This is a genomic window from Metabacillus sp. RB-C-LZQ-3-1, from assembly GCF_058315175.1.
This window is the reverse complement of the sequence record NZ_JBZFLI010000004.1, coordinates 284,600-308,829: the sequence shown is the minus strand read 5'-3', so window position 1 is coordinate 308,829 and position 24,230 is coordinate 284,600. Positions and strand designations below refer to the sequence as shown.

Annotated in this window: 21 protein-coding genes; 4 read left to right on the top strand and 17 right to left on the bottom strand. The window is 36.8% G+C overall.

Annotated features, from left to right (window positions below):
* Nucleotides 1–360: 360 nt before the first annotated feature.
* From AC4GZ8_RS09025 to AC4GZ8_RS08965, 13 genes are all read right to left on the bottom strand, one after another.
* Nucleotides 361–1,155: a transporter substrate-binding domain-containing protein gene (locus AC4GZ8_RS09025; protein WP_491081518.1), complete on the bottom strand. Its 795-nt coding sequence runs from the start codon at nt 1,153–1,155 to the stop codon at nt 361–363.
* Nucleotides 1,156–1,419: 264 nt separating this feature from the next.
* A complete protein-coding gene (locus tag AC4GZ8_RS09020; RefSeq protein ID WP_491081517.1) occupies nt 1,420–1,857 on the bottom strand; it encodes a BrxA/BrxB family bacilliredoxin in 438 nt (145 codons plus the stop codon).
* Nucleotides 1,858–1,927: 70 nt separating this feature from the next.
* Nucleotides 1,928–2,938, bottom strand: a complete 1,011-nt coding sequence (gene meaB, locus AC4GZ8_RS09015) for a methylmalonyl Co-A mutase-associated GTPase MeaB (protein ID WP_491081516.1) — start codon at nt 2,936–2,938, stop codon at nt 1,928–1,930.
* A complete protein-coding gene (gene scpA, locus AC4GZ8_RS09010; RefSeq protein WP_491081515.1) occupies nt 2,935–5,082 on the bottom strand; it encodes a methylmalonyl-CoA mutase in 2,148 nt (715 codons plus the stop codon). Before scpA ends, meaB begins: the two co-directional genes overlap by 4 nt.
* The gene (locus tag AC4GZ8_RS09005; protein ID WP_491081514.1) at nt 5,079–6,974 is read right to left on the bottom strand and encodes a methylmalonyl-CoA mutase family protein; all 1,896 of its coding nucleotides are present in this window, start codon (nt 6,972–6,974) and stop codon (nt 5,079–5,081) included. Before AC4GZ8_RS09005 ends, scpA begins: the two co-directional genes overlap by 4 nt.
* Nucleotides 6,975–7,192: 218 nt before the next feature.
* Nucleotides 7,193–8,443 carry a dihydrolipoamide acetyltransferase family protein gene (locus tag AC4GZ8_RS09000; protein ID WP_491081513.1) on the bottom strand — a complete coding sequence of 417 codons (1,251 nt, stop codon included), beginning with the start codon at nt 8,441–8,443 and terminating at the stop codon, nt 7,193–7,195.
* 43 nt (nt 8,444–8,486) lie between these two features.
* Complete coding sequence (locus tag AC4GZ8_RS08995) at nt 8,487–9,470, bottom strand: alpha-ketoacid dehydrogenase subunit beta (RefSeq protein ID WP_491081512.1); 984 nt, start codon at nt 9,468–9,470, stop codon at nt 8,487–8,489.
* Nucleotides 9,471–9,481: 11 nt separating this feature from the next.
* On the bottom strand, nt 9,482–10,474 hold the full coding sequence (locus tag AC4GZ8_RS08990) for a thiamine pyrophosphate-dependent dehydrogenase E1 component subunit alpha (RefSeq protein WP_491081511.1): 993 nt from the start codon (nt 10,472–10,474) through the stop codon (nt 9,482–9,484).
* A gap of 319 nt (nt 10,475–10,793) precedes the next feature.
* Nucleotides 10,794–12,215, bottom strand: coding sequence for a dihydrolipoyl dehydrogenase (gene lpdA, locus AC4GZ8_RS08985; protein WP_491081510.1), 1,422 nt, complete (start codon nt 12,213–12,215; stop codon nt 10,794–10,796).
* Between the two features lie 184 nt (nt 12,216–12,399).
* Entirely contained in the window at nt 12,400–13,509 is a 1,110-nt protein-coding gene (gene buk / locus AC4GZ8_RS08980; RefSeq protein WP_491081509.1) for a butyrate kinase, read from the bottom strand.
* Between the two features lie 162 nt (nt 13,510–13,671).
* Complete coding sequence (bcd, locus tag AC4GZ8_RS08975; protein ID WP_491081508.1) at nt 13,672–14,769, bottom strand: branched-chain amino acid dehydrogenase; 1,098 nt, start codon at nt 14,767–14,769, stop codon at nt 13,672–13,674.
* Between the two features lie 22 nt (nt 14,770–14,791).
* On the bottom strand, nt 14,792–15,688 hold the full coding sequence (yqiS, locus tag AC4GZ8_RS08970) for a phosphate butyryltransferase (protein WP_491081587.1): 897 nt from the start codon (nt 15,686–15,688) through the stop codon (nt 14,792–14,794).
* A gap of 236 nt (nt 15,689–15,924) precedes the next feature.
* Entirely contained in the window at nt 15,925–17,997 is a 2,073-nt protein-coding gene (locus AC4GZ8_RS08965) for a sigma-54 interaction domain-containing protein (RefSeq protein ID WP_491081507.1), read from the bottom strand.
* 161 nt (nt 17,998–18,158) lie between these two features.
* Between AC4GZ8_RS08965 and AC4GZ8_RS08960 the strand changes: the two genes are divergently transcribed.
* Nucleotides 18,159–18,401, top strand: coding sequence for a DUF2627 domain-containing protein (locus tag AC4GZ8_RS08960; protein WP_491081506.1), 243 nt, complete (start codon nt 18,159–18,161; stop codon nt 18,399–18,401).
* 60 nt (nt 18,402–18,461) lie between these two features.
* Here the strand turns inward: AC4GZ8_RS08960 and AC4GZ8_RS08955 are convergent, their stop codons facing one another.
* The gene (locus AC4GZ8_RS08955) at nt 18,462–19,187 is read right to left on the bottom strand and encodes a glycerophosphodiester phosphodiesterase (RefSeq protein WP_491081505.1); all 726 of its coding nucleotides are present in this window, start codon (nt 19,185–19,187) and stop codon (nt 18,462–18,464) included.
* A gap of 51 nt (nt 19,188–19,238) precedes the next feature.
* On the opposite strand from AC4GZ8_RS08955, the gene AC4GZ8_RS08950 reads away from it, so the two are divergent.
* The 3 genes from AC4GZ8_RS08950 (at nt 19,239) to AC4GZ8_RS08940 (ending at nt 21,144) form a co-directional block, all read left to right on the top strand.
* Nucleotides 19,239–19,385, top strand: a complete 147-nt coding sequence (locus AC4GZ8_RS08950; protein ID WP_491081504.1) for a YycC family protein — start codon at nt 19,239–19,241, stop codon at nt 19,383–19,385.
* 186 nt (nt 19,386–19,571) lie between these two features.
* Complete coding sequence (locus tag AC4GZ8_RS08945) at nt 19,572–20,546, top strand: ketoacyl-ACP synthase III (RefSeq protein ID WP_491081503.1); 975 nt, start codon at nt 19,572–19,574, stop codon at nt 20,544–20,546.
* A 247-nt stretch (nt 20,547–20,793) separates the two neighbouring features.
* Nucleotides 20,794–21,144: a ferritin family protein gene (locus AC4GZ8_RS08940; protein ID WP_491081502.1), complete on the top strand. Its 351-nt coding sequence runs from the start codon at nt 20,794–20,796 to the stop codon at nt 21,142–21,144.
* Between the two features lie 70 nt (nt 21,145–21,214).
* On the opposite strand, the gene AC4GZ8_RS08935 is transcribed toward AC4GZ8_RS08940, so the two are convergent.
* The 3 genes from AC4GZ8_RS08935 to spoIVB form a co-directional block, all read right to left on the bottom strand.
* Nucleotides 21,215–21,394, bottom strand: coding sequence for a hypothetical protein (locus AC4GZ8_RS08935; RefSeq protein ID WP_491081501.1), 180 nt, complete (start codon nt 21,392–21,394; stop codon nt 21,215–21,217).
* 115 nt (nt 21,395–21,509) lie between these two features.
* On the bottom strand, nt 21,510–22,298 hold the full coding sequence (gene spo0A / locus AC4GZ8_RS08930) for a sporulation transcription factor Spo0A (RefSeq protein ID WP_491081500.1): 789 nt from the start codon (nt 22,296–22,298) through the stop codon (nt 21,510–21,512).
* A 501-nt stretch (nt 22,299–22,799) separates the two neighbouring features.
* Nucleotides 22,800–24,077 carry a SpoIVB peptidase gene (gene spoIVB, locus AC4GZ8_RS08925; protein ID WP_491081586.1) on the bottom strand — a complete coding sequence of 426 codons (1,278 nt, stop codon included), beginning with the start codon at nt 24,075–24,077 and terminating at the stop codon, nt 22,800–22,802.
* Nucleotides 24,078–24,230 lie beyond the last annotated feature (153 nt).

The following is a 24,230-nucleotide window of genomic DNA, read 5'->3' as shown; positions in this document are numbered from 1 at the left end:
CTATCTCCTTTCTTTGTCCAATCTTTTATAACTTTCTTATGAAGATTTGCAACCAGAACAAAAACGCAAGTGCCTCGGTCAGCCTCAGGCAAATAAGTCACAAATGAATAGAAGACGTTTCTTTGTCTTCTATTTATTTGTGGCTTATGATCTCGAGGGGGACTAGACGCTGGCAGTCTAAATACCACGACGTCAATCTCCACGACTCACTTGCACATCCTCTGCTTCGAAGCTAGATAGTGTGCATTTATCCACAGTTCAACAAATTTTATAGTTCTTCCAAAACGATAAAAAAGGGCTGACTCAAAACCAAAGGGAATCCCTTCTGAGTTAGCCTCTTTCTATCAATTCCAATCTAAGTTATTCTTTCCCACCGAACCATTTAACAATTAACTCATCAAGTTCGCCGCTTTCTTTCATTTCTTTTAATGCTTCATTGAACTCTTGAGTATATTCGCTTCCTTTTTGGAAGGCAATTGCTGAACCGGCTTCTTCGGTTGATTCAAGAGTGAAACCTGTTAATTGATCATCTTTTGCAAAATAACCTTCAGCAACTTTATCTTCAATAATAGCTGCATCTATACGACCTGATTTCATTTCCTGAACTAATTCAGAGATTTTATTACGGTTTTCAATTTTAAGATTCACTTCTTCTGAAATTTCAGCTGCTTTCTCTTCTTGAATTGATCCTAATTGCACACCAATTGTTTTACCATCTAATTCTTCAACACTTTTAATTTCTTTGTCTTTAAGTGAAACAATCATATGATTTGCACTATAGTAAATATCAGAGAAATCTACGTTTTCAGCACGCTCTGGTGTTGGTGTCATACCAGAAAGAACGATATCAATTTGCTTTGCCTGTAAAGCTGGAATTAAGCTATTAAAATCCATATCCTGAATTTCAACTTCATATCCCGTTTTTTCAGCTAAAGCATTTACTAAATCGATATCAAAACCAATGATGTCACTGCCTTTTGCTGTATCAATATATTCAAAAGGAGGGTAATCTGCTGATGTCGCCATCTTTAATACCTTTTTATTCTCTCCTTCTGCACCAGTTGAGGACTCATTTCCCTCTTGCTCACCTGCTCCACAAGCTGCTAATAATCCCACAACTAATAAACTTATAATGAATAACGAAAGTTTCTTCATTTTAGTTTCCTCCTATAGCTTCTTATCTTTTTAGTATTATCTACATACCTGTGATAATCTATCTAATATTTATTCGATAATTTGTATTTTATCACAGGTTAATATTTATGCAATCACTATTTATAAAAATGTATTTATTAAAATCTTTTGACAATTAAAGTTTTCCCAAAAAAGTGAATAAACCTTTGATATCATTGTATAAATTATCCAAAAATAAAGAGACAGGTGTGTATTAACCTGTCCCTCCCTATACGTTTTCCGGTTTTACACTTCTTCACAATATTCATCAAATGCCGCTTGCAGCTTTGATACAACTGACATTGGATCATGACCTTCTATCTCATGACGTTCAACCATCGTAAGAAGCTTTCCATCTTTCAATAAAGCAAATGAAGGTGATGAAGGCGGGTAGCCTGTGAACATTTCACGAGCTTTGGCAGTTGCTTCCTTATCCTGACCAGCAAATACAGTAACGAGTTGATCTGGACGCTTATCATAATGAACAGCATGTGCTGCTGCAGGTCTTGCAATTCCTCCTGCACAACCACATACACTGTTTACCATTACAAGTGTTGTCCCTTTTTTATTCAGCACCTCATCTACTTCTTCTGGTGTCGTTAGCTCAGTGTACCCTGCCGCAACAATTTCTTTACGCGCTTGTTGCACAATATCATTCATAAATAAATTAAAATCCATGTTCAAAGAAAACCTCTCCTTTACAATCAATATTAATATTCTACCAAGCTTTTTATAAAATGAGCAAATAGATCGCTTAAAGTTTATTTTCCATAAATAAATTTACTAGTTCCAAAGCTGCCGAACTTACATGTTTTGTTCCGGATTTCACTGTTTTTTCAGCTAAAATAAGTTTTTCTTTAATCATTGGGTGATCATAAAAGTTGCGATATAATTCTTGTTTTAATAGATCATGAAGCCAATTCAGTTGCTGCTCGCTTCGTCTTTGATAAAAAAGATTGCTTTTTTTCGTTTGATTTTCGAAGTCTTTCATGATCTCCCATACTTCTGCAATCCCTTTTTCCGCTAATGCAGATGCAGTAACAGCCCTTGTCTCCCAGTCTTTTGTATATGAAGTTAAAAAGTGAAGAATAGAATTGTATTCACTTTTTGCTTTATTTGCTCTAGTTATATTTTCTCCATCTGCTTTGTTCACAACAACTAAATCAGGTAGCTCCATAATTCCTTTTTTCATCGTTTGTAATTCATCACCAGCTCCAGTTAATACAAGGAGAAGAAAAAAATCAACCATTTCCCGAACAACAAATTCACCTTGGCCGACACCCATCGTTTCTACGAGAATAATATTATACCCTGCTGCTTCACATAAAATGATTGATTCCCTTGTTTTCCTACTTACCCCGCCTAGATTTCCTCCAGAGGGGGAGGGTCTGATATAAGCATTTGGATGTTTTGATAATCTCTCCATTCTCGTTTTATCTCCCATAATACTTCCTTTAGAAACTTGACTTGTCGGGTCGATGGCAAGAACAGCCACACGGTATCCTAATTCACAAAGGTATGTTCCAAACGAGTCAATAAATGTACTTTTACCTGCACCTGGTACCCCTGTTATTCCAATTCGAATAGTAGAGTTTTTTTTGTGAAGCAAAGCTTCAATTATTTTTTGTGCTTTTTCAAAATGTTGCTTTGCATTGCTTTCCACCAATGTAATGGCTTGTGCTAATATAACTCGATCCCCATTTTCGATTCCTCTAATAAACTGTTCAACAGAAATGTCAGGGTTTTTCTTTACGAGCCTTTTCATTCGTCTACTTCCTCATAACCAAGTCTTTCAAAAATTTTGTTTATCACCTTTGTTGCTGCAACAGGAATCACGGTTCCGGGTCCAAAAATTTCAGCAGCCCCTTTTTCCTTTAATTCTTCATAATCTTGATATGGGATAACTCCACCAATAATGACTACTATATCTTCCCTGTTTAGCTTTTTTAATTCATCAACTAGTTGTGGCAATAATGTCTTATGCCCTGCCGCTAATGAGCTCATCCCAATGACATGAACATCATTTTCCACAGCTTGTGCTGCTGTTTCAGCAGGTGTTTGAAATAGTGGACCAATATCAACATCAAAGCCTAAATCAGCAAACGCTGTTGCAATTACCTTAGCTCCTCTGTCATGACCGTCTTGACCCATTTTTGCAATTAATATTCTTGGTCTCCTACCTTCAAGCTCATAGAATTGATCTGTCAAATCTCTTACTTTCTTTATTTCTTCTTCATTAGAAAACTCAGAACTGTACACTCCACTAATTGATCTGATCATGGCTTGATGACGCTTTGAAACTTTCTCAATTGCGAAAGAAATTTCTCCTAATGTCGCCCTGTGTCTCGCTGCTTCAACAGCTAGTTCTAATAAATTCCCCGTTCCATCGGCAGCAGATTTTGTTAAAGCATTCAGTGCTTGTGTAACTTTTTCATCATCCCGATTTGCTTTTAACTGTTTTATTCCTTCAATTTGCTTATTTCTTACTTCTTGATTATCAATTGATAATATCTCAATTGATTCTTCCTGTTCTAACTTAAATTTATTTACACCAATAATTGCCTCCTGGCCAGAATCAATTTTTGCTTGTCTACGAGCCGCCGCTTCCTCAATTTTCATTTTTGGCAGACCTATTTCAATTGCTTTCGTCATCCCGCCTAACTCCTCTATTTCATCCATATGGAGCTTAGCCCTCTCAATTAAAGAATTAGTGAGAGATTCAACATAATATGAGCCTCCCCAAGGATCAATAACATCACAAATTCCAGTTTCATGTTGAAGGTAAAGCTGGGTATTTCGAGCAATCCTTGCCGAAAAATCAGTCGGTAGAGCAATCGCTTCATCTAGAGCATTTGTATGTAAAGACTGAGTATGTCCCATTGCTGCTGCATGTGCTTCAATACATGTCCGAACTACATTATTATAAGGATCCTGCTCTGTTAAGCTCCACCCTGATGTTTGAGAATGTGTTCGTAATGCAGTTGATTTAGGATTTTTCGGATGAAATTGTTTCACAATTGATGTCCACAGGTAACGAGCAGCCCTCATCTTTGCTACTTCCATAAAATAATTCATTCCAATAGCCCAGAAGAATGACAAACGTGGTGCAAACAGGTCAATGTCAAGACCAGCTTTTAATCCAGTACGTATATATTCAAGACCGTCTGCAAGCGTATAGGCAAGCTCAAGGTCTGCAGGTGCTCCCGCTTCTTGCATATGGTAGCCTGAAATACTAATACTATTAAATTTCGGCATATGTTTCGCTGTGTATTGAAAAATATCCCCTATAATTTTCATAGACATATCCGGAGGATAAATATACGTGTTGCGAACCATATATTCTTTCAAAATATCATTTTGTATTGTACCTGAAAGCTTTTCTTTTGGTACACCTTGTTCTTCTGCTGTCACAATATAAAAAGCCATAATCGGAAGCACTGCACCATTCATCGTCATGGAAACAGACATTTCATCTAAAGGTATTCCATCAAATAATCGTTTCATATCCAGGATCGAGTCTATCGCTACTCCAGCCTTTCCAACATCTCCAACTACGCGAGGATGGTCAGAATCATATCCCCTATGTGTTGCCAAATCAAATGCAACGGATAAACCCTTTTGTCCCATTTCTAAATTTCTTCGGTAAAAAGCATTGCTTTCTTCGGCTGTTGAAAAACCAGCATACTGTCTTATAGTCCATGGTCGATTTACATACATTGTTGCATAAGGGCCTCTCACATACGGTTCTATTCCAGGATAAGACCCAAGATGTTGAAAAGAAGCTAAATCATCCTGATCATAATGACTCTTTATATCGATTTGTTCATTTGTTACATGAGTTGTGATGGCCGTTTTTTGTAGATGTTGTGATCGAACGAATGGTGAATCAGATATTTTACGTCTTTTCATGCTCTTTCTACCCCCAAAATATTGTGCATGTTTAGTAAAAATTGATACACATCTTCATCCATTGAAATTTGGCCAGCTAATTGAAGTTCATCAATTATTCCTTTTTGATCCCCTAATATATAGATGTGTCGGGATGGAGCATCTGACTTTAATTGTTGAATATAAATAGGGTCTAAATCTTTAAGGTCTTCTGTTTTCCCACAAAGAATCACCACTTTTACATTTGATAAAGTGTTTAATTTCTTGAAAGAAGTTTGTTCTACCTCAATTCCTCCTGCCGCTAACATCCCACTAATATAATCAAGGCTTGGTTTATAATCTTTTAACTTTCCAAACGTAATAACACCAACTTTTAAGGTGCGGCCTTTGCTTTTTACTCTTTCAGCTTGATATCGAAGTTCTTCAAAGTGCTCAACTATTCTTTGACGTTTAATAGGAATTATTTTTATTTGTTCTTTTTGATACTCGCTTATTAATGTTGGAACTCTTTTTTCTTTTTCAATATAGTTTATTGCTTCTTTGAATGAAGGAACACTAACTGTTAATTTCTTGGTCGTTTCTACTTTTTCCTTAGCTTTTTTTGCTGTGACTTTTTCATTTGAAATAGCAAAAGCATTTGTTCCAATTACTAACTTCTTACTTTTATTAATGTCCGCCTTTCTTTTTCCCTGCATAACCTCGATCTCATGTTGAATATTGCCTTGTTTTAGTTTGGTTAAAAAACCTCCTTCTTGGTCGTATTGCTTTATCTTCTCCCATGCTGTGGTACCAAGCTGTTTTGTTAATGTTTCAACATAATAAGAGCCTGCTGAAGGATCAATAACCTTCGATACTAGACCTTCTTCTTTTAAAATAAAATGAGTATTTCTAGCAATTCTTTCAGCAAGATTACTAGATTCACTAAAAATACAATCAAAAGGTAAAATTGTTACTTCATCTACTCCAGAAATAACAGCAGAAAAGCCCTCTGTTGTTGTACGAAGTAAATTCACATGAACATCATAGGCGGTTTTGTTATATGTTGATGTAATAGCATGTAAATTCACTTTATGTTCTTGATCATTTCCACCTAAAGCACTGATAAGAGAAGCCCATATATCTCTTGCCGCTCGTAACTTAGCAATTTCCATAAAGAAATTTGATCCAACACCGATTGAAATCGTTAATGAATTCGCAATTTGATCAATTGACATTCCCCTATTTATAAGCTGATTTATGAGATCGAGAGCATGTGAAAAAGTAAAAACTAACTCTTGAAGGGCATTCGCACCCGCATCACTATATATATTTCCTTTAATCAGAAGACAACGAATCGATCCTTCATTGGCGATAGACCATTTCGCCGTATCAGCCAAAAAATCGATTTTCGTTTCTAGAGAAACCTTACTTTCCCCTTCCAACAAAAGTTCCTCATAAGGATCAAAGCCAATAGTCCCAGCAATATGTTTAAAATTCTGATGTATTTTTTGATGATGAAAAAAGAATGGTGAAAAGGCAATATTGTCACCTACATCAATAAAAATAGAATCTTTTTCCCAATTTATTGAAGAAAAAGCATCCAATACAGCTTTATCATGGTCTATATAATTAATGTCAGTAAGGTAGAAAGAGTTCTGCCCTCTTGCTTTTGCATATTTTATTTTTTTGTTGAGATTTTTTGGATCCTTACCCTTTATCATTTGACTGATTTTCCACTCATGACCGTTTCCATATCGTCTACAGGTATCATCATGTTCTAAGTCTGTTTCATCATATAATGGCTTGATAGCCAATCCTTCATATGACATTTTTATTAAAGTTTCTAAAGGTTTTCCTCTTAATTGCCTTTCCGCCTCTGTTTTCCATACAATTTGTTTCTCCCTTTTTTCAGTTGAAACCTGTTCATCTCCCATATTGTGCCTCCGAAAATTGGAGGCCCACCCCCTTTGTAACATGGCCTTTACTTATTTTATGCACCAGAAAAGCCCTTTTTACAAGATCTGTAAAGTATGCGCTTACATTCACTAATTTTATTCTATTATAATTTTTTCATCACAGCAATGAACTTCTTCTTTTCCTTTTTAGAGAATAACAAAAAAGCAATCGAAGTTTCGATTACTTTTTTTGCCACTTAATAAATTGATGTTGTTTCTTTTGATGTATTTTCAAGAATCTCTTTAACTCTAGAAAGGAAACGACCACATATTAATCCATCAAGTACTCTATGATCTAAAGACATACATAAATTCACCATATCTCTTACAGCAATCATTCCATTAATAATAACAGGACGTTTCACAATGGATTCAACCTGGACAATACCTGCTTGAGGATAATTGATGATTCCCATTGATTGCACGGATCCGAACGAGCCAGTGTTATTCACTGTAAATGTTCCACCCTGCATATCCTCAGAGGTTAGCTTTCCATTCCGCACCTTGTATGCCAGATCAGTTATTTCTCTTGCAATTCCTTTAATTGTCTTTTCATCTGCATTTTTTATGACAGGAACATATAAGGAATCCTCCGTTGCTACCGCAATTGAAATATTAATATCCTTCTTTTGTATAATTTTATCTCCTGCCCACATGGAATTAATTTGCGGAAATTCCTTTAATGCTTGTGCAACAGCTTTTACAAAAAAGGCAAAAAAAGTTAGATTAAATCCCTCTTTTTTCTTGAAATCATCTTTTACAGAGTTCCGAAACTCAACAAGCTCTGTCACATCTACCTCCATCATCATCCAGGCATGAGGAACCTCTTGCTTACTTCTCGCCATATTATTAGCAATAGCTTTTCTTACACCTGATACAGGTATTTCAATATCACCTGTTTGTGTTTTAACGAAAGCTGGTATTTTTTGATCTTCTGTTTTTGCAGGTAACTCTTCTTTTTCGTTCTTTTTCGCCGCTTGAGTAGGGATAGAGCCTGTTTCAACAATTTTCAATACATCTTTTCTGGTGATACGTCCTCCTGCACCAGTACCATTGACCATCTCTAAATTTATATCATGTTCTTGTGCAATTCTAAGGACAGCTGGGGAATAACGTTTTTTGTTTTGATCACTTTTTGGTGATTCACTTTGTACATCATTTTCATTCTGCTTTAATGACGTGTCTTTTGTATCTGATGTTTTATCACCCGCAACTTCAATTTGACAAATAACTTCTCCTACAGCTAAAGTGTCTCCTTCTTCCGCTATAAGCTCCTTTATTACTCCGCTAAAAGAAGAAGGAACCTCTGCATTGACTTTATCTGTCATAACCTCTGCAAGCGGCTCATACTTCTCTACCTTATCACCTACAGAAACAAGCCACTTACTTATCGTACCTTCTGTTACACTTTCACCTAACTGGGGCATTTTTATTAGTTCTATGGCCATAATCAAACCTCCTCGGTTATAAGCCCTTTTATGATAGTCTTTATTAAAATTTAGCCAATTTTCGTATGGCATCCTCAACTTTATCGGGATTTAACATAAAGAATTTTTCCATCGTTGGGGCATAAGGCATCGCTGGTACATCTGGACCAGCTAATCTCATAATTGGGGCATCTAAATCAAATAGGCAGTTTTCAGCTATAATGGCAGATACCTCACCAATAATACTTCCTTCTTTATTATCCTCGGTTATAAGTAATACTTTACCTGTTTTGGAAGCTGCTTCAATGATTGTTTCTTTGTCCAATGGGTAAACTGTACGTAAATCTACTACATGAACAGAAATTCCATCATTAGCCAATCGCTCAGCAGCTTGAAGAGCAAAATGGACACATAACCCATATGTTATAACTGTTACGTCATCTCCTTCACGCTTCACATCTGCTTTTCCGATTGGTAACACATAATCATCTGTCGGTACTTCACCTTTTATCAAACGATATGCGCGTTTATGCTCAAAGAAAAGAACTGGATCATCGTCACGGATAGCAGCTTTTAGCAGCCCTTTTGCATCATATGGTGTTGAGGGAATGACAATCTTTAATCCAGGTTGATTCGCGAATACCGCTTCTACGGATTGAGAATGATATAATGCTCCATGAACACCACCACCAAAAGGTGCTCGAATCGTTATAGGACAGCTCCAATCATTGTTAGATCGGTACCGGATTTTTGCAGCTTCAGAAATAATTTGGTTTACAGCAGGCATAATAAAATCGGCAAACTGCATTTCTGCGATCGGTCTCATTCCATACATTGCCGCACCAATTCCAACACCAGCAATGGCTGATTCTGCAAGAGGTGTATCAATCACACGTTCTTCACCAAATTGATCATATAGCCCTGCCGTTGCTTTAAATACGCCACCTTTACGACCTACATCTTCTCCTAATACAAAAACTTTTTCGTCGTGCTCCATTTCTTCACGCATCGCCATCGTAATGGCATCAATATACGATATAACAGCCATATTATCTCCCCCTACTCTGCGTAAACATATTTTAAAGCGTGCTTTGGATCCGCATAAGGAGCCGCTTCTGCATATTCGGTTGCTTCATTTACAACCTTCATAATGTTTTCGGTAATGTCTTTTTCTTTTTCATCTGTTAAAATTCCAAGTGATTTTAAATAGTTGGCAAATGTTAATATTGGATCATTTTTCTTTGCTTCTGCTACTTCTTCTTGTTCTCGGTAACTTCTATCATCATCATCACTTGAATGTGGTGTTAGTCGATAGGATATCGTCTCTACCAATGTAGGACCCTCTCCACGTCTTCCCCGATCCGCTGCTTCTTTTACTGCTCGATATACTGCTAGTGGATCATTCCCATCAACAGTTTCACCTGGCATTCCGTATCCAACAGCTCTGTCTGATATTTTCTCACAGGCAACCTGCTTGTCATAAGGAACAGAAATGGCATACCGGTTGTTTTCACACATAAAAATAACAGGCAGTTTATGCACCGCAGCAAAATTGACTCCTTCATGGAAATCTCCCTGGTTTGAGGATCCTTCCCCAAACGTAACAAACGTAACGATATTCTTTTTTTGCATCCTTCCTGCAAGGGCAATACCGACAGCATGCGGAACCTGTGTCGTAACTGGCGAAGAACCAGTAACAATTCTATTTTTCTTTTGTCCAAAATGTCCTGGCATTTGTCTTCCGCCTGAATTTGGATCCTCCGCTTTTGCAAAAGCTGATAGCATTAAATCTTTAGCAGTCATACCAAATGTTAATACAACTCCCATGTCTCTATAATAAGGAAGAACGTAATCCTCCCTACGATCTAGTGCAAAAGCCGCTCCAACCTGAGCTGCCTCTTGACCTTGACAAGAAATAACAAATGGAATTTTTCCAGCACGATTTAAAAGCCACATCCGTTCGTCAATCTTTCTTGCCATCAGCATCGTTTCATACATTTTTAATACATCTTCATCTGTAAGGTTTAACATTTGATGACGATTTTCAGTCATTTGTATACCTCCTAATTTAAAAGCGTAAGCGGCCGTTTTAGCGACGTAAGAACTGGAGCACTCCGTATATGAGATAAAGCGAGACTTATCCGATCTCCCTACGAGTAGTCAACTTATTACCATTAAAGGCGGCAAAGGAAACATGAATAGCGCGAGTGATTCGATGTTGACGTATCGTAAGGAGGAGTGTAAAGTTCACTAGTCGATGGCGCTGGAGCTAGACACTAAAACAAAGTTAAAAACTAAATACTAATTACACAAATTTTAAAAGCATAAGTTCGACATTTGAAAAAGATATTCCTTACGCTCTATTTTATCCTTAAAAGTGGATGGCTTTTCCATCAACAGCAAGAGCTGCCTCACCCATCACTTCAGATAAAGTAGGGTGCGGGTGAATTGTGTGTGAAACCTCCCATGGAGTTGCATCAAGAACCATTGCAAGACCTGCTTCAGATATCATGTCTGTTACATGCGGTCCAATCATATGGACCCCTAGAATATCATCTGTTTCCTTATCAACGACAAGTTTGACAAATCCATCACTTTCACCATAAACAAGAGCTTTCCCAATCGCTTTGAAGGGAAATTTCCCAAGCTTCACATTATAGCCTTTTTCTTTTGCTTCATCTTCTGTATATCCTACACTTGCTACTTCAGGGGAGCTGTATATACATTTAGATATTAATGCATGATCCATTGGAAGCGGATTTTTTCCAGCCATATGCTCTACAGCAATTATTCCTTCATGTGAGGCTACATGCGCTAACTGTAATCCACCAATAACATCTCCTATTGCATAGATGTGAGATTCCTTTGTTTGATAAAACTTATTGGTATTTATATAACCTTCTTCGATTTGAATTTCCGTATTTTCAAGCCCAATTCCCTCAACGTTTGGTTTTCGTCCTACAGATACTAGCATTTTCTCGGCTGAAAATTCCTTTTCTTCACCTTTTGATTCAGCTTGAATGGTTACACCATTTTCCTTGTTAAGTGTTTCCGGTAATACTTTTGTACTTGTATAAATTTTCACACCTTTTTTCGTCATCAACCGATTCATTTCTTTTGATATTTCTTTATCTTCAGTCGGAAGAATTCGATCCGCGTATTCTATTAGTGTTACGTCAACTCCGAAGTCAGATAGCATGGACGCCCATTCGATTCCAATAACACCGCCTCCAACAATCATGATTGATTGCGGTAGTTTAGTTAATTCAAGAGCTTCATCGGAACTTAAAATGTACTCACCATCAATGTCAAGTCCATCAAGACTTCTCGGTCTTGAACCAGTAGCAATCATTACATTTTTAGGAATGAGCATCTCATTTTCCTCTCCATTGTTCATCTCAACCGAAATAGTACCTGGCATTGGAGAGAAAATAGACGGTCCCAGAATACGCCCAAACCCTTCATATATATCAATCTTTCCTTTTTTCATTAGCTGCTGAACCCCTTGATGCAGTTGGTCGACGATTGCTTGTTTCCTTTTTTGTACATTTAAAAAATTTAGTTTCACATCGGTTGTTTCCACACCGAACTCTTCGCCTTTCTTAACCGTGGCCAGCACTTCAGCACTTCTTAATAATGCTTTACTTGGGATACAGCCTTTATGAAGGCAGGTCCCTCCAAGCTTACCTTTCTCAACAATTGCTGTTTTAAGGCCAAGCTGTGAAGCACGAATTGCTGCAACATAGCCACCTGTCCCTCCACCAAGGATAACCAAATCATAATCAGTAGCCACTTTTACACACTCCTTCACTTAATAAGAAGCAACAATTGCATTTTAAAGATAAACTTGTCTTTTCGCTAATAGCGAAAGTCTTGGCCTTCTATACTATCATCCTCAAAATTCCTCATTCGTTGTTCTTACATTTTCTACATTTTATTGATGCTATCAGGTTTAATCTCACTCATCGTTTGGTTACTTATTGAAAAACCTTAGACATCATTTTCTTATTAGGATAATGCTTGGCTTTCTCTTCTTTTCTCAATACCCGAAGTGCCCCTTCAGCTAAAGCCTGTAGTTCATTTTCACCTGGAAAGACTAATACATCTGCAATCCAATCAACATAGGATGAAATTTCTTTTACAAAGGTTTTCCCATAGGCTAACCCTCCTGTTAACACGATTGCATCGACCTTGCCTTTTAAAACGGTACTTGCAGAGCCAATTTCTTTCGCAATTTGATAAGCCATTGCTGAGTATATTAATGCAGCTTTTTGATCTCCCGCTTCAATCATTTTTTCAACCTTTGTTGCATCGTTTGTGCCTAAATAACCTACTAAACCACCTTGCCCAACAAGCTTTTTCATTATTTCTTCTCGATAAAAGTCTCCCGAATAGCACATCGATACAAGATCTCCTGCCGGAACAGTCCCTGCTCTCTCCGGACTAAAAGGTCCATCACCATGAAGTCCGTTATTCACATCAATAACACGGCCATTTTTATGGGCCCCCACGGTGATTCCGCCACCCATATGGGTGATAATTAAGTTTAGCTCTTCATATTTTTTATTAAAATCTGCTGCCACTCTACGTGCAACCGCTTTTTGATTTAGAGCGTGAAAAATGCTTCTTCTTTGTATAGAAGGAACACCGGAGATTTTTGCTATTTCCTGCATTTCATCTACAACAACCGGGTCAACGATATAGGCCGGGATATTTAAAGCACTTGCTATTTCAAAAGCAATAATTCCGCCTAAATTTGAAGCATGCTGACCTGCATATCCTTTTCTTAAATCTTCAATCATCTCGTCATTTACAATATACGTTCCGCCTTCTATAGGACGAAGCAGCCCACCGCGACCACAAACTGCATTTAGTTTGGAGATATTAATTCCTTCTTCATCAAGTGTTTCTAAAATTGTTTGTTTTCGAAATTCATATTGATCAATGATCGTAGGAAATGTATTTAGCTTTTCATTATCATGCCTTAATGTTTTCTCAAAAATGGATCGTTCATTGTCAAACACACCAATTTTTGTTGAGGTTGAACCTGGATTTAAAACAAGTATTCGGTATTCGTTGATCAGCAATGTCCAAAACCTCCATATTCAGTCAATCATTTGGTTCGTTGTTTTGATATGTACTATAAACGAGTTATATGTAAATATAGAATTAACCCCAACAAACTGCTTTGAACATGTACTTTATAAGAAAACACTGGTTGTAGAGGCTAATTCATAAGCTTGCTATTATTAAGATTTACGACTTAAAATATGATGACCATTTTGCAAAAATTGGCTACGAGAGTTTCTCATTCTCTCAATTCGTTCTTCTGCTAAACGATCAGCAGCTTGGTAAGTTGGGATTCCATCTCGTTTTGCTATTTCAATGACGCGGGAGATATTATTGTAGATCGTTTCTACTTTTTTTAGCGCTCTTTCACTATTATAGCCATATAATTCATCTGCAACATTGATAACACCGCCTGCATTAATAACATAATCAGGTGCGTAAACTATGCCCATTTCATGAATAATGTCACCATGTTTTGTATCTTTTAATTGATTATTTGCTGCCCCGGCGATCACCTTTGCTTTCAATTGAGGAATTGTTACATCATTAATAGTTGCTCCTAATGCACAAGGCGCATATATATCACATTCAACACTGTATATATCATTAGGCTCAACAGCCATAGCATTAAAATCTGCTACTGCTCTTTGAACAGCTTCTTTATTAATATCTGTTACAATCAATTTTGCTCCTTCTTCATGAAGATGTTTGCAAAGGTTATACGCAACATTTCCTACACCTTGTACAGCCACAACTTTTCCTTCAAGCGAGTCAGTACCGAATGCTTCTTTTGTAGCAGCCTTCATGCCCCTATATACTCCATATGCTGTTACAGGGGATGGATTACCGGAAGAACCAAAAGCAGGAGAAATCCCTGTTACATAATCTGTTTCCTCGTGAATTAAATCCATATCAGCAACAGTAGTCCCAACATCCTCAGCAGTAATGTAGCGTCCATTCAAACCCTGAATATAACGTCCAAATGCACGAAACATTTCCTCATTTTTATCCTTTCTAGGATCTCCAATGATGACTGTTTTTCCGCCTCCAAGGTTTAATCCGGCGGCTGCATTTTTATAAGTCATCCCGCGAGCAAGACGAAGTGCATCCTCTATCGCATCTTCCTCTGAAGCATATGTCCACATTCTGGTTCCACCTAGAGCAGGTCCTAATGTTGTATCATGAATGGCGATAATTGCTTTTAACCCAGATTGCTTATCTTGGCAAAATACCAATTGTTCATAATCATATTGTTCCATATATTTGAAAATTTCCATGTTGTGTTTCCTCCTAAGGGTTTTACTTTTCTGAAGAACATAAAGCCAAAGCTAACGAGTATAGCTTACTTTCTGAACTGTCCGATCGACTTGTTAGGACAATTGGCGCCTTTGCTCCAGCAATTACTGCTCCAACCTTTGCATGTGAAAAGTGGATCAAAGATTTATAAAGAACATTTCCTACCTCTATGGTTGGGACAAACAAAATATCAGCATCCCCGGCTACTTCACTTTTGATTCCTTTATGCTTTGCAGCTAGAAGTGATATTGCATTGTCAAGCGCTAAAGGACCATCAATGATACAATCCTGAATCTGTCCTCTTTTGTTCATCATTGTAAGTGCAGCTGCATCAAGAGTGGCTTTCATAGATGGATTTATCACCTCTACAGCTGCAATTGCTGCAACCTTTGGAAAAGAGACTCCAATTGATCGGGCCACATCGACAGCATTTATAACAATTTGTTCCTTTTGTTGTAAATCAGGCTCAATGTTCATTGCAGCATCTGTAACAATAATTGGTTTTGAATAACCAGGAATCTCAAATACACCAACATGGGATAAAACTCTTCCAGTTCTTAACCCATATTCCTTATTTAAAACAGCTTTTAGCAGGCTAGAAGTTGGTAGATGACCCTTCATGAGGACTGACGCCTCATTTTGATGAACCGCTCTAACAGCAAGCTCTGCTGCTTGTTGATTAGACCTGGAATGAATGATTTGAACCTTTTCTTTACTGATTCCTTTTTTATCTAATTGAAGTTCAATAACATCCCTTTGACCAAATAACATAAAATGAGCTAAGTCACGATGAATAGCCTCCGCTACTGCCTCAATCACCTCTTCATCTTGAGCTGATGCCACTGCTACAGTTTTCCCTTTTATATTAGCAGCCTCCATTAGTAGGTTTTCAAACTTCATACACATTCATTTCCTTCCAAGAACATCAGCTTAAACAACTGATTGTTTCTTAATTAAATATCAGCAAAAAGCATGCCAAAAAAGCAGGTCTTGTCCAATTTTAATGTTCAAGAGTGACTAAGATGTGTTTTTACTTAGACACCCCTATAGATTATGTATAAAAGATAAAGAAAGACTTCTTCCATCATCCTTCTTTATCATATAACGATCATGCACCTTTTTGCAAACTATGAATTCTATTGCATGCTATTGTTTGCAAGATTATACTTTTCCATTTTGTAATAAAGACTTCTTAATGAAATCCCTAAAGCCTTTGCTGTTTGGGTTCGATTGTATTGATGAAACTCAAGAGATCGTTTAATAACATCTGCTTCTACTCGTTCAACAGCTTCAGCTAGTGTTTCTTCATTATTATGAACAAATGCTGTATTTTCTTGAACTTTTCTTTCATACTGAGATAGGTGAAGCATAGGAATATGTTTCCCACTAATTGTCGTTTCATGATGTTCCATAAAGATAATCGCTCTTCCAAGAACGTTTTCAAGTTCTCTGACGTTTCCAGGCCAATCATACTGAATTAGCTGATTGATAGCTTGTGAAGTTAAACCTTCTATATTCCTTCCATAGTCCTGATTTAATTTTCGAATTAAACGTTCACAGAGAGCAGGAATATCCTCTTTTCGATCTCTTAACGGAGGAATAGAAATCGGATAACGATTCAATCGATAATATAAATCTTCTCTAAAGCTCCCATCTGCCATCGCTTTTTCAATATTGACATTTGTAGCAGCTATCACTCGTACGTTTACAGGAATTGGCTTCGTTCCTCCAACTCGAACGATTTCATTTTCTTGCAACACTCGCAACAGCTTTGCCTGCATGTTGGCTGAAAGCTCACCTATTTCGTCTAAAAAGATGCTTCCATTATTCGCTTCTTCAAAGAAGCCTTTTTTCCCACCACGTTTAGCCCCTGAAAATGCCCCCTCTTCATATCCAAACAACTCACTTTCAAGGAGATTTTCAGCAATCGCAGCACAATTCACTCGAATAAACTTATTGTATTTACGGTTACTTGCGTTATGGATAGCATGGGCAAACAACTCTTTACCTGTTCCTGATTCCCCTCGCAGCAGAACTGTTGCAGGTGTTTTCGCTCCTAACTTCGCCTGTTCAACTGCCATTTTCATTTCTTCACTAATACCGATAATGTCTTCAAATGAATACTTCGCTTCCAGCGTCCGAATAATTTGCCTAGCCCGATTCAGTTCGGTTGTTAGGGTTTGGATTTCAGACATATCATGGATAACCCCTACACTTCCCTTAAGCTTTCCACTTACGATGACCGGAGCAACATTGACAATCACATCTTTTTTGGCAGGTCCCACTTTCATTCTTGCACCACGAACAGCACGCCTTGTTTGCAAGACCTTCATATGCATACTCTCGCCCTCTGAAATATCGGCTGTTGCTGGCTTTCCTATGACTTGATCCTCTGTTAATCCAGTTAGCTTCGTATAGGCTCGATTAATTAGAATACCTCGTCCTTCTTCATCAACAACTGATATTGCTTCTTCAGAAGATTGTATAATCGCTTCTAGCATCATCTGAATATCTTTTAAATTCGTGACTTCCTCTGCTAAGTTTACTACCTCTGTAATATCTTTAAACAATGATAATGCCCCAAGTAGATTACCTGATTCATCGATCATCGGAATTCTATTAGTAATAATCTTCAATCCATTTTCTAGTACTTGCTCTTGATTTATTTCAATTTCGCGAGTTTTTAATGTTCTGCCAAGCTTACTAGACGGAATGACCTCTTTTATGTTTAAACCTAGTGCTTTTTCCCTTGGAAAACCTGTGATTTTTTCAGCCATCTTATTAAATAAAATAATGTTTTCATTAATATCAATCACAATCATGCCATCATTTGTCGAATTAAAAATCGTTTGCTGTTTATACGTTTCTTCTTTAAGTCTTGCAATTAATACTTCTTTCTCTTCAACAAGCTCAGAGATTATAAGAGCTACAGAACCCGGAATAATCATCATATCCGAATGTTTTTCCTTTTGTAACTTTTGCATTACTTCATTAGCACCAGTTGCCTCAATAATGATATTAAGCTTAGAATCCATAAACGGTTCCCAATTTGTACTCGTTTGAATTCCTCGTTTTTGCGCATACTCTATTCCAGGTGCATGCTCATTTTTGTCCACAACAGCAACTACTTTCATAATCTTTGTTTCAACCATTCTTTTTAATAGTGCTGTCCCAGCTTTACCTGCCCCAACTATCATAACTCGCTGCATAAAAATCTATCCCCTTTGTACACATCGGAATGACCATAATATTTAATCCAAATGTTTGCAATTTTTTGCACACCTTTATCATATCGTATAAGAATACTACTTGACAAATACACTGAAGAAACAGACAATTATTTTTGAGTATAAGAAAGGACGTACTTAATATGTCAAGAATCATTGCCCTAATTATTATGGTTATACCAGGATTAATCGCAGCTTACGGTATTAAACTTATGCGTGATATGACATTTGGTATTCTTCAACCGCCTATACCATTTCTATGGCTACAATTCATATTAGGACTTCTGTTTTTTCTAGGAGGCCTTTCCTTTGTTGCAGGTTTTATTTTTTACAGAGATCGCAAGCGCAATAAGGTCCAAAAAAAATTCAGCAGCAACAAGAGATAGAAAAGTAAAACAACAGTAAAAAGAGTGAACCGGGGCTCACTCTTTTTTTGTAGTATAAATTTATTTTTTTCTTACCTTCACTGCCTTTTCTGGAAAATCTGTAAAAAAGGCGGAACATCCATTTTCAATTAAATTTAACATATCCTCCTCACTATTAACTGTAAATGGCCTTACTGCAACTTGAGAGGATATAGAATGCTTAATGATTGATTGATTTACTGCATAATAATGCGGATGTAATCCCGTTGCACCAACTTGTTTTGCGTATTTCCACGGCTCATATAATCTCTCCATATAAAGAATAGCCGTTTCAATCTCATCGGAAAGCTCTCGGCATTTCACCAAACTATAATGATTAAAAGATGACAATATCGTACGTTTTTGAAGGCCATATTTTCGAACCAATTCAATCGTTTTTCTCTCAATCATCGGATATTCAACAATCCCATTTTTCAATTCGAGATTGATTAAAAATGATGGAAGAGTTGCAGCCCATGTTAACACTTCTTCAAGAGTAGGGATATTGACCTTCCCACTGTAATCCAAAAACGTATAACTCGCATCCAACTCCAAGATATCAGACAACATTAAATCCTTCACAAATCCGGAACCATTTGTTGTACGATCAACAGTTTCATCATGAATGACAACAAGTTCACCATCCTTTGACATTTGTACATCTAACTCAATTCCATCAGCACCAGCCTGATAAGCTGCTTTAAAAGACAGCATTGTATTTTCAGGGTATGTACCAGCTGATCCCCTATGACCATAAATTAACGTCATCTTGATTGCACCCTCATTTCATGTGAAAATAGATTTTAGGAGGTTGATTACATGAGACCATTACAAATTTCTGCAGAAACAGCTCAGAAACTAGCTAAATCACTTAATGTTCCACTTGAACAAATTATGCATATGCCACAGCATATTCTAATTGCTAAATTAGCAGAACTTGACAAAAACGAAGAAAAAAAGAACTAATTCGGTTAACCCCCTTGCCTACCATATGCTAAGGGGGTTATCTACTCATCACACGAAACCACTATCTTGCTTGAATTCGCTTTCTATACCACCTTTTCCTTTTTTACTCAACTATTTTCAAAAATTAGTACCAAGTAATAACAATAGATGATATGATAAGGTTATAAAAACTATGAGGTGAATCAAATGTACTCTCAAGCTCGAATCACTGCTATTGGATCTTATGTACCGGAACGAGTCATGACAAACGATGATTTCGAAAAAATAATCGATACAAATGATGATTGGATTACAAAGAGAACAGGCATTAAAGAAAGACGCTTTGCAAAAGAAAATGAATTCACCAGCGATCTCTGTGTTAAATCAATTGATGATTTAGTCCTTCGCTACAATAAAGAAATTAGTGATGTAGATTTTATTATAGTTAGTACAATGACTCCCGATTACCATACACCAAGTGTTGCTTCATATGTACAAGGGAGATTAGGAATACAAAACGCCGGAGCGATTGATCTTAATGCAGCATGTGCAGGATTTACCTATGCTCTCCATCTGGCAAACGGATTAATTACTAGTGGAATTCATAAAAAAGTGCTTGTCATTGGTGCTGAAACGATTTCTAAAATTACAGACTTTACTGATCGAACAACATGCATCCTGTTTGGTGATGGCGCAGGTGCTGTGCTTGTAGAAGAAGATCCAAATGGGCTGTTCCTTGCTTCTACTGTTCATTCTGAAGGAGAAAAAGCCATTCATCTGTATAGCACAAATTTATCTCATACAATGTTCCAACAAAACCTTGAACACAAAAGACAACTTGTTCAAAACGGAAGAGAAGTATACAAATGGGCTGTTACAACTGTTCCAAATGGCATGAAATCTCTACTTTCAACAAATAATCTAACGTTTGACGATATAGATTGGTTTATTCCACATAGCGCAAATTTAAGAATGATCGAATCTATTTGTGAAAAAAGCGGGATTAGTATAGAAAAAACAATCTACAGTTTGGTTAAATACGGGAATACTTCAGCAGCATCAATCCCATTATCTATCGATCTTGGAATCAAAGAAGGGAAAATTAAAAACGGGGATACTTTATTATTATATGGCTTTGGTGGTGGCCTGTCCCATTCTGGTCAGGTTATAAAATGGGGGTAGCAATGTTGCTATCCTTTTTTTATGCATAATTCATTAATAAATAAGAGAACTTACTAATAATTTCCTCATAATAAAGGAGTGAATTGACATTAGACTACATCTACTCTCCGTCATTTTTTTCCTATCGGTTATACTCCCACCTCATTCTTACAGTGAAAAAATTACAGCTTATGGAGCGGAACAAGCGTTACAAGACGATGAGCTTTCACTTGCAAAAGCTCTTACCTACGCTTTAGAAGATGAATTTTTGACACAAGCAAATGTCGATTCATATATTGAAGCTTTCGGAGGTATTCGACCACTTATTCAAGTTAAAATCGCCGAACGGCGTCGTATTAATACGTTACTACCGTTGTTTGAAAAATATAATATAGAGATACCTGAAAATATAGCAACTAATTATATTTCCAAACCATCCACTCTTTCCGAAAGTATTCAGCAATGTATAATCCAAAAGGATAAGACCATTAAAATGTATAAAAAATTCACTTCTATTAGAGAATTTCCAGACGATATCCTAAGAATTTTTGAGGACTTAGCTTCCTCATCTAAAATCCAATTAGAAAAACTCAAAATAGATCAGTTGAAATACAAATAAGCTATATAGGCTTAAGAACGAAATCCTTAAGCCCTTTATCACTAAAATAGTTGGGATCGTTCATTTCATCCTATCTTCCAACATCATTTGCATGCAATAATTGCACTTTTGGCATTTGAGGAAATTCCAAATTAATTTGTTCAACCCATCTAAAAAACTCAACTTTTCTTTTATGATGGTCAACCGGATGAAAAAATGTAACCGGGCATCCATAGGGAACTATGACAGGTAATAAAAGCGTAACAAACATATTCACACCCCTTTTATCGTATAGTATATGTTTGTGGAAAAGTGAGGTGATATATTGCTGAAGGCCTCAAACAAAAAAAGCCTTTCTCGAGTAGAAAGACTTTTTACAACTCCACTTAACTTGCTTTATGTTCCAAACGAAGCTTATCTGCTACCATTGCGATAAACTCTGAGTTTGTCGGCTTTGCTTTTGTCATGCTGACTGTGTAGCCAAATAAAGAAGAAATGGATTCGATATTACCGCGGCTCCATGCTACTTCAATTGCGTGGCGAATCGCACGCTCTACCCTTGATGCCGTCGTGTTATATTTTTTCGCAATATCTGGATACAATACTTTTGTTATTGATCCTAGCAATTCAATGTCGTTGTAAACCATTGAAATAGCCTCACGTAAGTATAAATAACCTTTTATATGTGCCGGAACTCCAATTTCATGAATAATGCTTGTAATACTAGCATCCAGGTTTTTCCCTTTAGATTGTGGCTCATTAGTTCTAATTGAAGAATTTGTCCGCTTGATGATTGGGGCTGCATTTCCACTTACTTGACGAATGTGGCTAGCTAAACCTTCCATATCAAAAGGTTTTAAAATAAAGTAAGCAGCTCCTAAATCAACAGCTTTCTTTGTTACATCCTCTTGACCAAATGCTGTTAACATAATGACATTCGGTTGTGGACGATCCATTTGTCTGAGCCTTTCTAATACACCTAAGCCGTCTAAATGAGGCATAATAATATCTAATACAAGTACATCAGGATCTTTATCGTTTAACATTGTTAAACACTCTTGACCGTTATATGCTACACCAAGAACTTCAATATCATCCTGACTTGAGAGATATTCCTCTAATAAGCCTACGAGTTCCCGGTTATCATCAACTATACAAACTTTTATTTTTCCCACAAATACTTCCTCCTCAGTCTTGATTTGCCAATATGTCTGATATCTATACATATGATTACATAAATCATTTCGACAATTCCATGAAAAACCCTTTATTTTTTCTGAAAAACTTTAAAAAATGGAGGAAAACAATGATTTTCTTCATTTTACTCTATTTTTCGACTAATTACTTCATTTGACAATTATTCAACATCTTGATTTTGTCGAAAAATCTTTCTCCTTTATTGTACATAAATCTTTCTTAAATGAAAAGGTTAAATTAGGGAGTACAAAATAATAAAAGCTCAAGCGCTTTATCAACCTCGGGCAAATAAGACGCAAATGAAAAGAAGACGTTCTTTGTCTTTCAATTTTTTGTGGCTAGGCGCTGGCAGTTTAAAACCGCAACATCCTGTTGCAATAACCGCACTTGCACGTACACTAAAAATAAGTACAAATATATGTCTATTTAACAAAAATAAAAAAACTGTCAAGAAATAACGTTTTCTTGACAGTAAACATTCAGCTTGCTTTTTGTTCTTGTTTTCCATATATATCTATACCCGCCTCATTCAACATCCACTCTATATGAACACCATAACCTGAAGTTGGATCGTTAACAAACACATGAGTTACTGCACCAATCACTTTACCATTTTGAATAATGGGACTACCGCTCATTCCTTGAACTATTCCACCTGTTTTATCAAGTAACCTTTGATCTGTTATCTTAATGACCATACCTTTTGTTGCGGGGAATTTTTGAGGGACAGAACTAACGACCTCTACTTCAAATTCCTCTACTTTGTCTTGATCAACAACAGTTAAAATTTTTGCTGGGCCTTCTTTTACTTCGGTCGACAAGGCGATCGGCAAGGCTTTATCCATCACACCATTATTAATTCTTTGATTAAGTTCACCAAAAATACCAAAAGGACTATTTCGTGTAATATTCCCAATAACTTGACGATCACTTGAGAATCTAGCTAATTTTTCACCAGGATTACCATTGCTTCCTTTTTCAATTGAGGTAACCGTTGAACGAACGATTTGTCCATTTTCCACGACAATAGGTTTTTTCGTATCCATATCAGAAATGACATGTCCCAAAGCCCCGTACTTTTTTGACTTTGGATCATAAAACGTCATTGTTCCAATTCCTGCTGCTGAATCACGAATATATAAGCCGATTCGATATGAGTTATCATGCTCATCTTTGAGAGGGTACAGCTTCGTTTTCACCTCTTTTTGTTCCCTGTTTAATACTAAATCAAGAGGCTCTCCTGTTTTACCTGCTTCCTGAATAAACGGAGTTACATCACTCATCTGTTCAATCTTTTTTCCATTAATACGTGTAATGATATCTCCTACTTCAATACCTGCTATTTCACCGGGAGATTTTTTTCCTTCAGTTGTATTAATTTGATGGTGTCCCACCACCAATACGCCAAGGGTATTTAGTTTTACACCAATTGACTGCCCACCAGGTATTACCTTGAAATCAGGTAAAATCTTCACACCTGCTTTTTTTACAGGAAATCCGGCAAGGTCAAAAACAACTTCTCCTTCACCTGCTTCTTTTCCATGTATATCAATTGTTTTGCCATCATAATTTTTTTGAACAGTAAATGCATCTTCAGATGGTTGAATTGCATTTACAGGTAATGAACTGCCTATACTGACTTTTTGTGATTCAAATACCGTTAACGTCTTTGGTATCTTTACGTATTCTTGAATCTCTTTTACGAATCCTAAACTTATTACGAACACAAGGAGAAGTACACCAATTAATTTTCTCATTTTATCTGTTTGCAAAAACCTTCACTCTCCTCGCTCCTAACCCACACCATAAAGTCTTTATGGCTACAGTTTTAATGTAGCCTTTTAGGAGCTTATTTATAACTTGAATCACTAGAAAAATGAAGGTTTTGTTGCAAGTTTTAGCAGGATTTT

What these genes read in the sequence shown, in the direction of transcription:
- AC4GZ8_RS09025 (WP_491081518.1), bottom strand. Translation starts at nt 1,155, where the DNA reads ATGAAGAAACTTTCGTTATTCATTATAAGTTTATTAGTTGTGGGATTA.
- AC4GZ8_RS08950 (WP_491081504.1), top strand. Translation starts at nt 19,239, where the DNA reads ATGAGACCATTACAAATTTCTGCAGAAACAGCTCAGAAACTAGCTAAA.
- AC4GZ8_RS08935 (WP_491081501.1), bottom strand. Translation starts at nt 21,394, where the DNA reads ATGTTTGTTACGCTTTTATTACCTGTCATAGTTCCCTATGGATGCCCG.
- AC4GZ8_RS08945 (WP_491081503.1), top strand. Translation starts at nt 19,572, where the DNA reads ATGTACTCTCAAGCTCGAATCACTGCTATTGGATCTTATGTACCGGAA.
- spoIVB (WP_491081586.1), bottom strand. Translation starts at nt 24,077, where the DNA reads ATGAGAAAATTAATTGGTGTACTTCTCCTTGTGTTCGTAATAAGTTTA.
- AC4GZ8_RS08960 (WP_491081506.1), top strand. Translation starts at nt 18,159, where the DNA reads ATGTCAAGAATCATTGCCCTAATTATTATGGTTATACCAGGATTAATC.
- scpA (WP_491081515.1), bottom strand. Translation starts at nt 5,082, where the DNA reads ATGAAAAGACGTAAAATATCTGATTCACCATTCGTTCGATCACAACAT.
- AC4GZ8_RS08955 (WP_491081505.1), bottom strand. Translation starts at nt 19,187, where the DNA reads ATGACGTTAATTTATGGTCATAGGGGATCAGCTGGTACATACCCTGAA.
- AC4GZ8_RS09005 (WP_491081514.1), bottom strand. Translation starts at nt 6,974, where the DNA reads ATGGGAGATGAACAGGTTTCAACTGAAAAAAGGGAGAAACAAATTGTA.
- AC4GZ8_RS08990 (WP_491081511.1), bottom strand. Translation starts at nt 10,474, where the DNA reads ATGACTGAAAATCGTCATCAAATGTTAAACCTTACAGATGAAGATGTA.
- yqiS (WP_491081587.1), bottom strand. Translation starts at nt 15,688, where the DNA reads ATGAAGTTTGAAAACCTACTAATGGAGGCTGCTAATATAAAAGGGAAA.
- AC4GZ8_RS09000 (WP_491081513.1), bottom strand. Translation starts at nt 8,443, where the DNA reads ATGGCCATAGAACTAATAAAAATGCCCCAGTTAGGTGAAAGTGTAACA.
- AC4GZ8_RS08965 (WP_491081507.1), bottom strand. Translation starts at nt 17,997, where the DNA reads ATGCAGCGAGTTATGATAGTTGGGGCAGGTAAAGCTGGGACAGCACTA.
- AC4GZ8_RS08995 (WP_491081512.1), bottom strand. Translation starts at nt 9,470, where the DNA reads ATGGCTGTTATATCGTATATTGATGCCATTACGATGGCGATGCGTGAA.
- meaB (WP_491081516.1), bottom strand. Translation starts at nt 2,938, where the DNA reads ATGAAAAGGCTCGTAAAGAAAAACCCTGACATTTCTGTTGAACAGTTT.
- bcd (WP_491081508.1), bottom strand. Translation starts at nt 14,769, where the DNA reads ATGGAAATTTTCAAATATATGGAACAATATGATTATGAACAATTGGTA.